Source organism: Actinomadura verrucosospora (assembly GCF_039540335.1).
Lineage (GTDB): Bacteria > Actinomycetota > Actinomycetes > Streptosporangiales > Streptosporangiaceae > Spirillospora > Spirillospora verrucosospora.
Genome location: NZ_BAABEV010000003.1, coordinates 189,003 through 201,584 on the forward strand (window position 1 = coordinate 189,003; position 12,582 = coordinate 201,584).

Sequence of the window (12,582 nt, forward strand, 5' to 3'; positions counted from 1 at the left end):
GGCCGGGGGCCGCGCCCGCCGGTGCAGGACCAGGGGAGAGGTGCGGCGTTGACCAAGCAGGAGTCCGGCAGCCCGTTGCTCGACGACGTCCACCGCGTCATCGCCGACCGGGCGTGCGCCGTCCTGTCGCTGGACGTCTTCGACACGGTGCTGTGGCGCCGGGTGCCCCGTCCCACCGACGCCTTCGCCCTGCTCGGGGCGCGGATGCGGGAGTCGGGCCTCTGTCCGCCCTGGGTGACGGACGCGACGTTCCGCCGCATGCGCATCGCCGCCGAGGACGCCGCGCGCCGCGGCCGCGACGCCCTCGGCACCGAGGTCTCGCTCTTCGACGTCTGGCGCGCGATGCCGGACGGGATCTTCGGCGCCGCGTCCCTGGAGGAGCTGGTCGAGGCCGAGGTCCAGGTGGAGCGCGAGCTGACCGTCGTGGACCTGGACGTCGCCGAGGTCGTCCGGGCGGCGCGCGAGCAGGACCTCCAGGTCGTCCTGGTGTCCGACACCTACTTCACCGAGGAGCACCTCTCCCGGCTCCTCGACCGGCCGGAACTCGGCCCGCTGGACGGCGTGCGCGTCTTCCGCTCCAACCAGCACGGCACCGACAAGGCGTCCGGCCTCTGGGAGATCGTGCTGCGCGACCTCGACCGCGCCCCGGAGCAGATCGTGCACGTCGGCGACCACGAGATCGCCGACCACGAGGCGCCCCGCAAGCTCGGCATCCGCACCGTGCACTACCGCAGGCTCGACGAGCCCTACCTCGACGTGCTGGGACGCGAGAAGGAACCCGCCGGGCCGTTCGGCGACCACGCCCCCGACCTGGACGACCGGCACGGCGACTTCGGCCTCACCAGCCTGCGCGCCAAGGCGGTCCACTCCGGCGTGCCGTTCACCACCTCCGCGCTGGACGTCGCGTGGCGCTACGGCGCCGGCGTCCTCGGCCCGGTGCTGACCGGCTTCGCCGAATGGGCGGCGTGGCGGGCGCACGACACCGGCACCCGCCGGCTGTGGTGCCCGATGCGCGAGGGCGAACTGCTGTCCCGGCTGATCAACGAGGCCGCCGCGGCGCGCGGCTGGGACGTGCGCGCCGCCCCGGTGTGGCTGTCGCGGTTCACGACCTCGCTCGCCGGCCTCGACCCCCACGACACCGGCGCGGTGCACGCCTTCGTCCGCACTGGCTACCGGCTGACCGTCCGGCAGGCGCTGTCGGTCCTGGAACTCCAGCCCGGCGACGTGCCCGGCCTCGCGACCGAGCTGGACACCGTCATCGACAACGGCGACATCGCCGAGCGGGTCGCCCGCGCGCTGACCGAGACGCCGCACCTGTGCAACCGGCTCGCGGTGACCGTCACCGCCGCCCGCGAACGCATGATCAAGTCGCTGCGGGACGCGGGCGCCCTCGACGACGACGCCCTCGCCGCGGGCGAGCTGACGCTCGTCGACCTCGGCTGGGGCGGGACGATCCAGCGCCAGCTCGCCCGCGCCCTGGAGATCGCCCGCATCGACGTCAGGCCGGCGGGGCTGTACCTGGCCACCGACGGCCGGGCCGAGCGCGTCCACATGGCCGGCCTGCGCGCCGAGGGCTACCTGGCCCAGTCCGGGCATCCCACGCACGTCGCGGCGACCGTCACCCGCAGCCCCGAGATCGTCGAGCAGTGCGTCAACGCGCTGTGCGGCTCCCTCATCGGCTACACCGAGGACGGCGCGCCGGTCCTCGGCCGGACGGCCGACTCGCCGTCCCAGAACGCCGAGCGCCGGACCGTGCAGGACGGCGTCCTGGCCTTCCAGCGCATGTGGAACCGGTACGTCGCCGCGTCCGGCGGCGCCTGGCCCGACCTCGCCCGCCCGGAGGCGGCGCGGAACCGGCTCGCGCGCATCCTGGTGGCCGCGCTGGAGTCGCCCACCCCCGACGAGGCCGCCGTCTTCGGCAACTGGACCCACGAGGACAACTTCGGCTCGTCCCTGGTCACCACGCTGCTGCCCGCCGACCTCAAGGCGGCCGTCCCGTACCTGTCGCCGGGCGACCTCGGCGACCTGCACATGCGCGACTCGTTCTGGCCCGCGCTGATCGCCGCGTCCGACACCGGGCTCGGCGCCATGGCGAGGGCGATCGCCGACGGCGCCATCGACGCCGAGGCGTTCGACCCGTCCGGCGAGAAGCACGAGACGCGGCTGCGGTTCCGGACGGCCGACGACCGGTGGCACGAGCCCATCCGGCGCCGCGTCCGGATCAATCACAACGGCCTGTCGTTCTCCCGGCTCTCCTTCGAGCACCACGACACGGTCGACATCTCGCTCGCGATCCCCGGCCGTCCCGCGATCGTGCGGGTCGACTGGATCGAGGCCAGGGTCATCGCCGGGGGGCGGCGTCGCGAGCAGGTGCTGCGCTGGGACAAGCCGGAGGACTTCGTCGGCCTGCACTACGCCGACTGCCGCTACCTCGGCGGCAACCTCATGGAGTTCGACACCTCCTACGCGGCCGTGTGGCTCCCGCTCGCCCGCCGCGCCGGGGTGCCGGCGGTCTCGTCCGGGCAGATCACGATCGCGTTCGCGATGCTGCCCCAGTCGGCGACGGGCATGGCGCCGCGCATGCCGGTCGACCGGAGGGCCGAGCGGGCCGCCCGGGCCGCGCGGATCACCGAACGCGTCCGCACGGAGTACCGGACCGCCGGGGTCCGCGGCATCGCCGCCGGAGCCGGACGAGTGGCCAGGAGGAAGCTCGGTGACACGTGACCTCGGGGCGGCGTCGACCGGATCCCCGGACGACCCGCACGAGCAGTCCCGCGCCGCCCGGGAGCAGCCGCTGCTGCTGCACTCGATGGCGGTGTTCCGCGAGCTGTTCGAGGCGGTCTTCCGCTGCCGCGACATCGGCGTCGTCGTCGAGGTCGGCGTGGAGTCGGGCCAGGTCAGCGCCCTGTACGCCGACCTCGGCGCGACCGTCCACTGCGTCGAGCCCGCACCCGGCGAGGAGCTGCGCGCCGTCCTCGACGGCGACCCGCGCCTGAACCTGGTGGAGGGCCTCTCGCCCGCCGTGCTGCCCGACCTGCCGATGGCGGACCTCTACATCCTGGACGGCGACCACAACTACGCGGTCGTCCGCGACGAACTCGCCTGGATCATGGCGAACGCCCCGGACGCCGTGGTCGTCCTGCACGACGTGCTGTGGCCGTGCGGTCGCCGCGACTTCTACTACCAGCCGTCGCCGGTCGCGCCGGAGGACGCGCACCCGGCCACGACCGACGGCCCCACGGTCTGGCACGACGAGCTCACCCCCGCCGGGTTCGTCGGCGACGGCGCCTACACCGTGGCCGAGCGGGCGGGCGGACCCCGCAACGGCGTCCTCACGGCCGTCGAGGACGCGCTGGACGGGGCCGGCGACTGGCGGTTCCAGATCGTCCCCGCCGTGTTCGGTTTCGGCGTCCTCGCCAGGACGGGCGCACCCGGCACGGACGCCGTCTTCGAGGCGCTGCGGCCCTACACGTCCTCGCGCCTGCTCGCCGCGATGGAGAACAACCGCATCGCCCTCTACACCCGCGTCCTGCAGCTCCAGTACGAGGCGGCGGCCCGCACCAGGGAGGCCACCCGGCTGACCGAGACCATCAACGCCCAGCAGCGGGAGATCGCCCGCCTGAAGGACGAACTCGACCGCGCCGCCACGGAGAACGCGTCCAGGAGCCAGGAGCTTCAGCGGCTGCGCGACACGCCGCCCGCTCCGTCGCCGGTTCCGGAGCAAGAGCTCGGGGCGGCCGTGTCCAACCTCGGCCGGGCGCTCTCCGCCCGCATCCGCAAGCCGCCGGGGCCCCGGCCGTGAACCCGCTGTCCGGCGGCTGGACGCCGTCGCCGGGCGCCGTGACCTGGCCCGCCGCGGCCACCGCCACCGGCCCGGATCCCGTGGCCGTGGACGCCCCAACTCCAGGAGAGGGAGCAGGCAATGACGGACTACGTCTCGACCGTGGCGATGCACCGGGCCACCTGGGGAACCTTCCTCGAACCTGCCCCGAACCTCGTCGACGTCGAGAACCTGCACGAGGCCTTGCACATCCCGATTCGGGGAGGCCATCGCGCCGAGCTGGGAAAGTTCGCCGGCAGGAACGCCGTCTTCGACCGCGCGGCCGCCAGGATCGGGGAGGCGGGACTGCTCTACGAGGACCAGTGCAGCGCCTACCACTACTACGACCTGTTCTGCTGCGTCGAGCGCTGCCACGGGGAGCTGACCAGGCTGGTCGACCTGGGGGTCTTCATGGGGGGCTCCGCGGCCGTCCTCGCCGGCTGCGTCGAGCCGATGGGCCTGGAACTCGACCTCGTCGACGTCAACGCCGCCTACCTGCAGTTCACCTACGAGCGGCTGCGCCGCATCTTCCCGCGCGCCATGACGCGCGTCCGCATGTTCCACGGTGACCTGCCGACCTATGTCGCCAACGTGCTGGAGGCCGAGCCGCAGACGCGCGCCCTGGTGCACCACGACGGTGCGCACGGTTTCGACCAGGTCGTCCGGGACCTGAGCTCGCTGTTCTTCGTCCGCGACCGCGTCCACGGGCTGGCGATCCATGCCACCCACCTGCGCGGCGACATCCAGTACCTCAACTTCGTCGACGCCGCCGTCCACGCGATGTTCGGCGCGGGGGTCAAGTACGAGGCGCTCGGCGCGAACTTTCCGCCTGAGGCGCCCGTGACCGTTCCGAACCGATGGAACGGGAACTATTTCCTCGCCGGACAGCCGGAGGGGATGTACGTCCCGTTCGACGGGGTGGAGTGGAAGTACCCGTATCCCGCCATGGAGCTGGAGGCGTTCCTGCCGGTGAAAGCGTCCCCCGCGGGCTGACGGTGGCCGGATCCGGCCAACCCCGAGCGGGAGTGTGCCCGATCTTTCCCGCGGGCTGACCTGGTGACCGATTTGACGAGCGAGACGGGTCGTCCGCGGGGCTGTTCCATTGAACGTGGCGCGGGAACGCGGGAAGCTCTTTACCCTGTGCTGTGTAGGAAACCGACCGTAAGCAACCGAACCGGCCACCCCCAGGCGTTCCATACATTCCCGCGACTCCCAGGGGTCTCTCGACGTGACGGACATGGCGAGCGGGTCCGCGATGGCGCGGCTCACACAGGCCGACCGCGTCTACGTGGGCTGGCGCTACGCGCAGGTGCACCCCGACCCGGGGCCGCCCCCCGACCGGCCTGAGGCGCCGCCGCGGGCGCCGCTGCCGCCTCCCGCGCGGAGGCCCGGCGAGGACATGGCCGGGCGGCCGCTGCGCATCGCGTTCGCCGGCACGCTGGTGTTCGTCGGCCTGTTCCTCCTGTGCGGCGCCGCCGGGGTGATCCCGTGGGCGTTCGCCATCGTGGCGCTGCTGGCGTGCGGCGTCGTCCTCGCCATCACCGGCGGCGCGCTGTGGCGGGACGAACGCGGCGTCCGCGAACGGATCGCCCACGAGCGGGACGCTGAGGAGCGCGACCGGGCAGCACGCGAGCGGGCCCGCAGGAAGGCCGACGAGGCCTACACCAAGGAGCGGGCCGAGTGGGAGCGCCGCCAGTCGGCGTACGAGAGCCAGCGCGAGTGGTACCCGGTGGCCGTCCCGCCCGGGGTCGACCGGGTGGACGTCGTGGGCGGCACCCTCGCCGGATGGTCCGCGGCCGTCACGACGATGGGCGCGGCCAGGCTCGCCGTGGGCGCGCGGCTGACCGTGATCGACCTGTCCGAGGGGGCGGTCGCGCACGACCTCCTCCGGCTCGCGGCCGACCGCGGCGACGACCCGCTCGTCTGGGTCCTGCCCGCCGACCTCCCGCGCCTCGACGCCACCCGCGGCCTCAACCCCGAGGCGCTCGCCGACGTGCTGTCCCTGGTCGTCAGCGCGGGCGAGGAGGAGGGCGGCACCCGCGACCTGTCGTTCGACAACTCGATCCTGGAACGTCTCATCGAGGTCCTCGGCCCGGACACCACCATCCCCAAGATCACCGCGGCCCTGCGCGTCCTCGCCCAGGTCGGCGACCCCCGCGACGACCTGCGCAAGGGCCTGCTCACCGACGAGCAGCACGAGCGGATCGCGACCCTGTTCGGCCGCGACGCGACCGACCGCATCGTCGTCCGCCGCGCGTGGGCGCTGGAGGCGCAGCTCCGCAAGCTGGAGAAGCTCGCCACCGAGCCCGTCCGCCTGCCGCCCTCGCGCCTGCACGTGGTGTCGATGGACCGGCGCGCCGGCGTCCTCACCAACCGCATCCTCGGCACCTACGTGACGACCGCCCTCACGCACCGGATCCGCGAGGCCCCGCCCGGCGGCCGCTGGGACCACACGCTCTTCCTCTGCGGGGCCGAGAAGCTGCGCGGGGACGTCCTGGACCGCCTCATCGACGCCTGCGAGGCCACCGGCACCGGGCTCGTCCTGATGTACCGGTCGATCCCCGGCCACGTCCGCGAGCGCCTCGGCCGCCGTGGCCACGCCGCCGTCGGGTTCATGCGGCTCGGCAACCCCGAGGACGCCCGCGTCGCCGCCGAGCACATCGGCGCCGGACAGCCGCTGCTCGTCGCCGAGATCACCGACTCGGCCGCCGAGACGCTGTTCGACGTGGCGGGCGAGTCCTACGCCAGCACGGTCGCCTACGCGCGCCCCCGCGGCGACGGCCTCACCGACCCCGTCTGGACGCCGCTGCCCGCCCCCGCCGCCGACGACTCCGTCCTGGTGGAGGGCATCAGCTCCGCGACCGCCTGGGGCCGCACGGTCGCCCGGCCGCGTCCCGACAAGCAGCGCTTCCGTGAACTCCTCATCGAACCCCTGCAACTCCAGGAGCTCCCGCCCACGGCCATGGTCTTCACCCACTCGGGCGCGACGGGCCGCCGCACCCTCCTGGTGGACGCGAACCCGGGCATCATCACGCTGCCGACCGCCCACTCGATGGAGTTCGAGGAGTACCTCCGCGAACAGCAGCAGACCCCGGAGCAGCCCGCCGAACCGGACCCGCCCGAGCCCTCGAAGCCCCCCGAAGCGCCGGCTCCGCAGCGCCTCCAGAAAGCCCGCCACGCCCTCCCCAGAGGCACGGCCCCCCGCCAGCCCCGCAAGGTCCCACCCCTGAAGCCCAACGGCCGCCACAAAGCCGACCCCCCGTCCACCCCCTGACGGTCCCATCGGGAGGACGAACGGTTCGCATGACCCGTGGCGCGCTTCAACGCCGTCCTGACCGATGAATGCTGTCGGTGTTTCCACGCTCACCGGGAGTTCTTTGATACCGGTTACGACGGCGCGTCAATATCGGATCGCTTAGTCCAATGGTCGAAATTGCGAGCCCTGCGTACTGGCGTCTTTCAGGACCATTGAAGGGGATCTTTTTCCCTGGTCTCGACAAGGCTAAACATCCTTAATTCGATAACAGGCAGTGACGCAGCGTCGCCGCGAGGCGCGATTAACGGAAGACGGGTGGCCCGCCCTGCGGAACGGCAAGGGCGGGGAGCTGATCAAGGCCGCTGACGGCTCCTGGCGGATGAAGGGCGACGACGGCACGAAGTTCGAGAAGCTCACCAGTTCGTCCAACGGCAACGGTGACGACAACGGTGAGTACTGGAAGGTCGCCACCACTGACGGCACCCAGTACTTCTTCGGGCTGAACCGGCTGCCGAACTGGACGAGCGGAAAGCCGGAAACCGGCCCCGGCCTGGACGTCGCCCGTGTTCGGCGACGATCAGTTGGAACTGGACGGCGCACCCGTCATACGCAAGGAGACGCTGGTGTTCGTGCCCGGCTTCCGGCCACGAAAGTACGATGGCACGGTTCAGATCAATGGTAATTGGTACGGTATCGAAGTAAAGGGTGCCACGGCAAAAAGAAGTAAACCTCAGCGCAGCTTTGACGACTGGCTTAACGCGCCGGGCAATATGGTAACCACCAAGGATGGTCGCACGCTGGTCGGAGTATTTGACGTGCACATCTATTAGGAAAGTCAGAATCGGGCCAGGTGGCAAGTTTCGTGTCGACTCGGAGAAGTGTCGCCGTGGTATCATCACGCTGTTTCGGCTGCTTGACCGAATGGGGCGACGATGTCTGGAGTAAGTAGCGGATGAGTTTTGATCTGGCTTTTTGGTTCCAATGGCCTGCCCCAACTGTAGAGGAGGCTGCCAAAATATATGATCAACTTTCTGATGAGATTCAAGGGGCGGTGGAAGAGGGGCCGAGTATCCGGGGCTTCTATCATGAGGTGACTTCTATATACCCGGATATCAATGAGGACAATATGGAGGAGTCTGTATGGTCTTCTGCTCTCTATGTCACTGATGAATGTCTGATAGCCGCGATCGCTTGGTCGCGCTCTGAGGAGGTATCGTCAGTGTTGATTGATCTGGCCGTAAAGCATCGACTGGTCGCTTACGACCCCCAAAAACAGATAGCCCACGCAATGGCCGATTGAGTCGGGTGGTTGATTTGAGGCGGCCGGGGTTCTGGTCTGGTCGGCTTTTCCTGGGCGGTGGCGAGGACTTTCAGTCTGGTCAGCGCAGGCACGATCACTCCTGAGGCCGCCGGATACGCCGCGTTCTGGACGGCCGCCGTCGCGCTGTGGAACTGGCGCGTCTGGCATGGAGGCCCCGTGGCCGTCCACTACATGCGGCAGGCGCTGCTCACTTTCGGGGTTCGCGCCGGGCGGCGTGCTGATCGCGATCCTGGTCATGGTCACGGGGGCCGTCCGGGTCCTTGCTGTCCCGCACCGCTACCCCGGTGGCGGCGTCGGCCAGTTCGACGCAGTTCCCTCCGTTAGAAGCGCTGTAGCTGCTCTTACGCCACTTGGTGTCCGTCAGGTCCATTTTTCCTGAGCCACCTTCCTGATTAGCTCGCGGGACATGTCTTCTGTAAGGGGGCGCGAGTGAAGCGCGACCAGGGTGCGTGCTAGTTCGGACAGGTCTGTGGGGTCGTCGGTGGTTATGGCGCGGATGGCCGTCTCGACATATGCGACCTCGCTTCGATCGTCCTTGGTCGCGACCGCGAATGCGCCTGTGTTCCCGTCATGTTCGCCGCTTGTCAACACTACTTGAACCGTGACGTTGGGCAACGTGCTGATCTCTACCAAGTGCTCCAGTGCTCTCGCATCGTCTCGGCGGTGCCGACCGGCCGATAGAGGGCCTGTTCATCGATGAGAAGTACGAGGGTCGGGGCGGGATTTCCTCCTTCTCTGGTGATGATCGCCTGGCGGCTGATGCGAGCGTCGGCGGCGTCCATGTTGCTGTGCAGGATCGCCAACGCGTAAGCCTGGGTCTGTGCCAGGCCAGGGATCAAGGAGTGTTCCCAGCACACGAGCATGGCCGCCTCCGACTCGACTTCTGGCCAGTCGAACCAGATCGGCACAGGGTGGCCGTTCCTGTTCAGGTCCAGCCAGAGTTTGATCAATGCGCCGTCAGCTTTAAGGAGACGATCAACCGCGTCGACGAAGTCCGGCCCGCCTGGTGCCGTTCTCGATGTGGCTCACCTGCGCCTTACTGATGGTCGTGTGATCAGCAATGGACTGTTGCGTGATCTCCCTCGCCTCCCGCATCCGGCGTACTGGCCACCGAAGGCGATCAACGCCGGGGACTCCTTAGGGCGTTGACGTCGTGCAGGCATGAGCGCGAAGTTTCCTCTCCCCGGTACCTCACCAGGACGGCCTTCCTGTTTCCAGTCGTCACCAAGTCGAATTGGCAACAACATCCCACCGAGAAACCTTGCTAATTGTGTGGTGTTCGCCACACAGAGTGAGGAGACCGATCATGGGTGAGGCGGCGTGTCATGGGGGCGAGATCGTGGTGAAGAACGACCTTGCGGTCGTTGCCGAGGTGCGGAGGTTCGTTCGGCTGGTCGCCGGTCGCCGGTCGCCGGTCGCCGGTCGGTGGGAGATGGACGACTTTGTGCCGTGCCTGGTGGCGAGCGAACTGATCACCAACGCCCTCCGGTACGCGTCCGCGCCCGATGGCGACGTGACGTTCCGGATCGGACGCACCGAGGACGGCGCTTTGTGGATGGAGGTTCAGGACGAGACCTGCGATATGCCCCGAATTCAGTGCGCGGACACTATCAGCGAGACAGCCGGGGGATGTTCATCGTGGACCAGTTCGCGCGCTGCTGGGGCGTCCGTCCGCTGGCCGGGAACGCAGGGAAGGTCGTCTTCGCAGTCGTCGACACCTCATGAAGACCGCCGGAGAGGGCACACTCGGCGTCTGATCAGCAGCGGTTCCGCCGGTGGGGCAGCCCGATGATCAGCGCGGCCCCGACGGTCAGGTGCATGCCGAGCAGCACGAGCCTGCTGCTGGTGTCGGCGCCGCTGCCCAGCGGTCCCACGAGCGAGACGGTCAATGTGATCAGCGTGATGATCCGGAAGACCCGGGTGGGGTGGCGGACGGTGCGCTCCAGCAGGGCGAGCAACCCCCAGGCGGCCAGTCCGGCGGCCAGCGCGGCGCCCACGACGGCAGCCGGGCCGATGTGCGGGGTGGAGTCTCCCTGGTGGACGGTGAGGGCGCTGCCGGCCCAGGGATCATTGACGGCCCAGAGGAGCAGAGCGCCGGCCGCTGCGGCGGCGACGTTGATCGCGCGGCCCCTGCGCCGAGCGGTGGTGCAGGTCTTCGCGGTCTGCTGCGTGTCGTTGCTCATGCCGATGAGCATCGCGGTAGGGGCGGGAACGGCACATCACACCGCAGGCCAGACCGAGGCGCTCGAAAGAGAAGCCGACCACCGACTTTGGAAGGGGGTCCGCGCCCGCCGCCCGCCGCGAAGGCGCCGTCATTGTGGCGTTGGGAAGTGGGGGCGGTCGGGAGTTGGGAGCCATTCCGTTTGAGGGCGGTAGTGGTGTTGTGCGTGGGTGATGAAGCCGGGGAGGGACGGGTGGCGGTTGGCCTCGTGCCACATCAGGGACCAGGGGTAGGCCGGGGTGGGGTCGGTTATGGCGATCTGGACGACGTCCGGGTGGCCGGGGAACTGGGTCTTGTTTCCGAAGGTGATGAGGTCGGGGGAGGCGCCGATCCTCTCCATCATGTGGTCGTGGCCGAAGACCGGGCCTGATGTGTCGATGTGGACGCCGAAATCTGCGCTGAGGTGGCGGTAGTAGTCCGCCCACTCGCTTTCGGGGGTGTTGCCGGGCATCCATGCCGTCGAGCCTGAGAGTTCTCTCATCGGCACCTGGCGGTGCCCGGCGAGGTGGTGCCGGTGGCCGACCAGGATGGGGATGGGCTCCAGGGCGGCCGGGACGCGCCTGATCCCAGGTGGGAGGGGTGCGGTGACGCGGCCGAAGGCGGCGTCGATCGAGCCGTCGGTGAGGGCCGTCCAGCGTGAGCCGGCGCCGCGGGAGACGACGATGTCGACTTCGGCGTCGCCGGTCTCGTAGAAGGAACGGACGATCTCGATCGGGGCCGCGTTGTGGCCGAGCACGTCGATGCGCAGGGCGCGGTGGCGGGCGCGCAGCATCGCGGTGGCCTGGTCGGCGAGGCCGATCAGTGCTCGGGCCTGGGGGAGGAAGGCCGCACCGTCCTCGGTCGGCTCGGCGCCGGTGCGGGAGCGGTGCAGGAGGGGGACGCCGAGGGCCGCTTCGAGCTTGGCGATCCGCTTGGAGACCGCCTGCTGGGTCATGTCCAGGCGGTCCGCGGCTTCGGTGAATCGCCCGTCGTCGACGACGGCGAGGAACGCTCGGACGGCACCGAGATCTAGCTCCAACGACAACTCCTGGTTGTTCTGCGCCGGCGTGTCGGTTGTTGGACGCCGCCGGGCGGGTTCGGCTCTGATTGCCAATCCGGTCGGCAGTCCGACGACTAGGAGGAGCTTAGGTGGCACCGTCGAGCGAACCGCGTCCGTTTCCGCGCCTTGACCCCCTCGGGAGGTCCGCCGGGGAGCGGGAGATTCCGTTGAGCGGAGGCCGCATCACCGAGGGGGTCGTGCGGGTCGGTGACACGGTGCGGCGGCCGGTGGGGGCGCATTCGGCGTTCGTGCATCGACTGCTCCGGCATTTCGAGGCGGTGGGCTGCGACGCGGCGCCCCGGCTGCTCGGGATCGACGGCAAGGGGCGCGAGGTCCTCAGCTTCCAGCGCGGTGAGACGCGGACCGAGTTCCGGTCCCGGGAATGGACGTCCGCCCAGATCGCCGCGGTGGCGCGGTTGCTGCGCCGGCTGCACGACGCCAGTGCGGGCGCGGCCGTCGCGGGCGGTCAGGAGACCGTGTGCCACAACGACTTCTCCCCGCTGAACGTCACTTTCGTCGACGGCCTGCCCGTGGCCGCCTTCGACTTCGACCAGGCGGCTCCCGGCCCGCGTACGCGCGATCTCGCCTACGCCGCCTGGTTGTGGCTGTTCGGCGCCGATGTCGCCGGCCCTCTCGATCGGCAGACGTTTCTGCTGCGGACCTTCCTCGACGTGTACGGGTTCGGAGAGGAGGGCCGGCGAGGGTTCGGCGCGCTCATCGTCGCCCGGGTCGAGGACGAGCTCGCCATGCACCGGCGCGCCGGACGGATCACCACCCCCGGCACCTGGCTGCATCAGGAGATCGTGTGGTTGGGAAAGCACGCCGACGACATCGACCGCGGTCTGCGGGACGCGCCCTGACGTGCGGGGGGCGGGTTCTTCCGTGACGGGCATTGGCGTGGGGGGTGGGGGCGGGGTTGGATGCT

At 69.9% G+C, this 12,582-nt stretch carries 13 protein-coding genes; 7 read left to right on the plus strand and 6 right to left on the minus strand.

Going from position 1 to position 12,582, the window contains the following annotated elements; genetic code table 11:
* Positions 1-48: 48 nt before the first annotated feature.
* The 6 genes from ABD944_RS04975 (at position 49) to ABD944_RS05000 (ending at position 8,376) form a co-directional block, all read left to right on the plus strand.
* Positions 49-2,724 (plus strand): HAD family hydrolase, encoded by a 2,676-nt coding sequence (locus ABD944_RS04975; protein ID WP_345172832.1) that lies wholly within the window; start codon positions 49-51, stop codon positions 2,722-2,724.
* Positions 2,714-3,802, plus strand: a complete 1,089-nt coding sequence (locus tag ABD944_RS04980; protein WP_345172834.1) for a class I SAM-dependent methyltransferase — start codon at positions 2,714-2,716, stop codon at positions 3,800-3,802. The genes ABD944_RS04975 and ABD944_RS04980 overlap by 11 nt, the downstream gene beginning before the upstream one ends.
* A gap of 120 nt (positions 3,803-3,922) precedes the next feature.
* Positions 3,923-4,813 carry a class I SAM-dependent methyltransferase gene (locus ABD944_RS04985; RefSeq protein WP_345172836.1) on the plus strand — a complete coding sequence of 297 codons (891 nt, stop codon included), beginning with the start codon at positions 3,923-3,925 and terminating at the stop codon, positions 4,811-4,813.
* 244 nt (positions 4,814-5,057) lie between these two features.
* A complete protein-coding gene (locus ABD944_RS04990) occupies positions 5,058-7,094 on the plus strand; it encodes a hypothetical protein (RefSeq protein ID WP_345172838.1) in 2,037 nt (678 codons plus the stop codon).
* A 256-nt stretch (positions 7,095-7,350) separates the two neighbouring features.
* Positions 7,351-7,758 (plus strand): hypothetical protein, encoded by a 408-nt coding sequence (locus tag ABD944_RS04995; protein WP_345172839.1) that lies wholly within the window; start codon positions 7,351-7,353, stop codon positions 7,756-7,758.
* Between the two features lie 270 nt (positions 7,759-8,028).
* Positions 8,029-8,376, plus strand: a complete 348-nt coding sequence (locus ABD944_RS05000; RefSeq protein ID WP_345172841.1) for a hypothetical protein — start codon at positions 8,029-8,031, stop codon at positions 8,374-8,376.
* A gap of 208 nt (positions 8,377-8,584) precedes the next feature.
* On the opposite strand, the gene ABD944_RS05005 is transcribed toward ABD944_RS05000, so the two are convergent.
* The 6 genes from ABD944_RS05005 to ABD944_RS05020 form a co-directional block, all read right to left on the minus strand.
* Entirely contained in the window at positions 8,585-8,767 is a 183-nt protein-coding gene (locus ABD944_RS05005; RefSeq protein ID WP_345172843.1) for a DUF397 domain-containing protein, read from the minus strand.
* Positions 8,758-8,988 (minus strand): Scr1 family TA system antitoxin-like transcriptional regulator, encoded by a 231-nt coding sequence (locus ABD944_RS42390; protein ID WP_378191148.1) that lies wholly within the window; start codon positions 8,986-8,988, stop codon positions 8,758-8,760. The genes ABD944_RS05005 and ABD944_RS42390 overlap by 10 nt, the downstream gene beginning before the upstream one ends.
* Positions 8,989-9,023: 35 nt before the next feature.
* The gene (locus ABD944_RS05010; protein ID WP_345172845.1) at positions 9,024-9,347 is read right to left on the minus strand and encodes a Scr1 family TA system antitoxin-like transcriptional regulator; all 324 of its coding nucleotides are present in this window, start codon (positions 9,345-9,347) and stop codon (positions 9,024-9,026) included.
* A gap of 25 nt (positions 9,348-9,372) precedes the next feature.
* Positions 9,373-9,492 carry a helix-turn-helix domain-containing protein gene (locus ABD944_RS42395; RefSeq protein WP_378191037.1) on the minus strand — a complete coding sequence of 40 codons (120 nt, stop codon included), beginning with the start codon at positions 9,490-9,492 and terminating at the stop codon, positions 9,373-9,375.
* 662 nt (positions 9,493-10,154) lie between these two features.
* A complete protein-coding gene (locus tag ABD944_RS05015; RefSeq protein WP_345172847.1) occupies positions 10,155-10,580 on the minus strand; it encodes a DUF6069 family protein in 426 nt (141 codons plus the stop codon).
* 129 nt (positions 10,581-10,709) lie between these two features.
* Positions 10,710-11,636, minus strand: a complete 927-nt coding sequence (locus ABD944_RS05020) for a LysR family transcriptional regulator (RefSeq protein WP_345172849.1) — start codon at positions 11,634-11,636, stop codon at positions 10,710-10,712.
* A 188-nt stretch (positions 11,637-11,824) separates the two neighbouring features.
* Between ABD944_RS05020 and ABD944_RS05025 the strand changes: the two genes are divergently transcribed.
* Positions 11,825-12,517, plus strand: a complete 693-nt coding sequence (locus ABD944_RS05025) for a phosphotransferase (RefSeq protein WP_345172851.1) — start codon at positions 11,825-11,827, stop codon at positions 12,515-12,517.
* The last annotated feature ends 65 nt before the right edge of the window (positions 12,518-12,582 follow it).

Excerpts from the sequence above, each read along its gene's own strand:
- ABD944_RS04985 (WP_345172836.1), top strand. The coding sequence starts at position 3,923 with ATGACGGACTACGTCTCGACCGTGGCGATGCACCGGGCCACCTGGGGA.
- ABD944_RS04990 (WP_345172838.1), top strand. The coding sequence starts at position 5,058 with ATGGCGAGCGGGTCCGCGATGGCGCGGCTCACACAGGCCGACCGCGTC.
- ABD944_RS05000 (WP_345172841.1), top strand. The coding sequence starts at position 8,029 with ATGAGTTTTGATCTGGCTTTTTGGTTCCAATGGCCTGCCCCAACTGTA.
- ABD944_RS05005 (WP_345172843.1), bottom strand. The coding sequence starts at position 8,767 with ATGGACCTGACGGACACCAAGTGGCGTAAGAGCAGCTACAGCGCTTCT.
- ABD944_RS42395 (WP_378191037.1), bottom strand. The coding sequence starts at position 9,492 with ATGCGGGAGGCGAGGGAGATCACGCAACAGTCCATTGCTGATCACACG.
- ABD944_RS05015 (WP_345172847.1), bottom strand. The coding sequence starts at position 10,580 with ATGAGCAACGACACGCAGCAGACCGCGAAGACCTGCACCACCGCTCGG.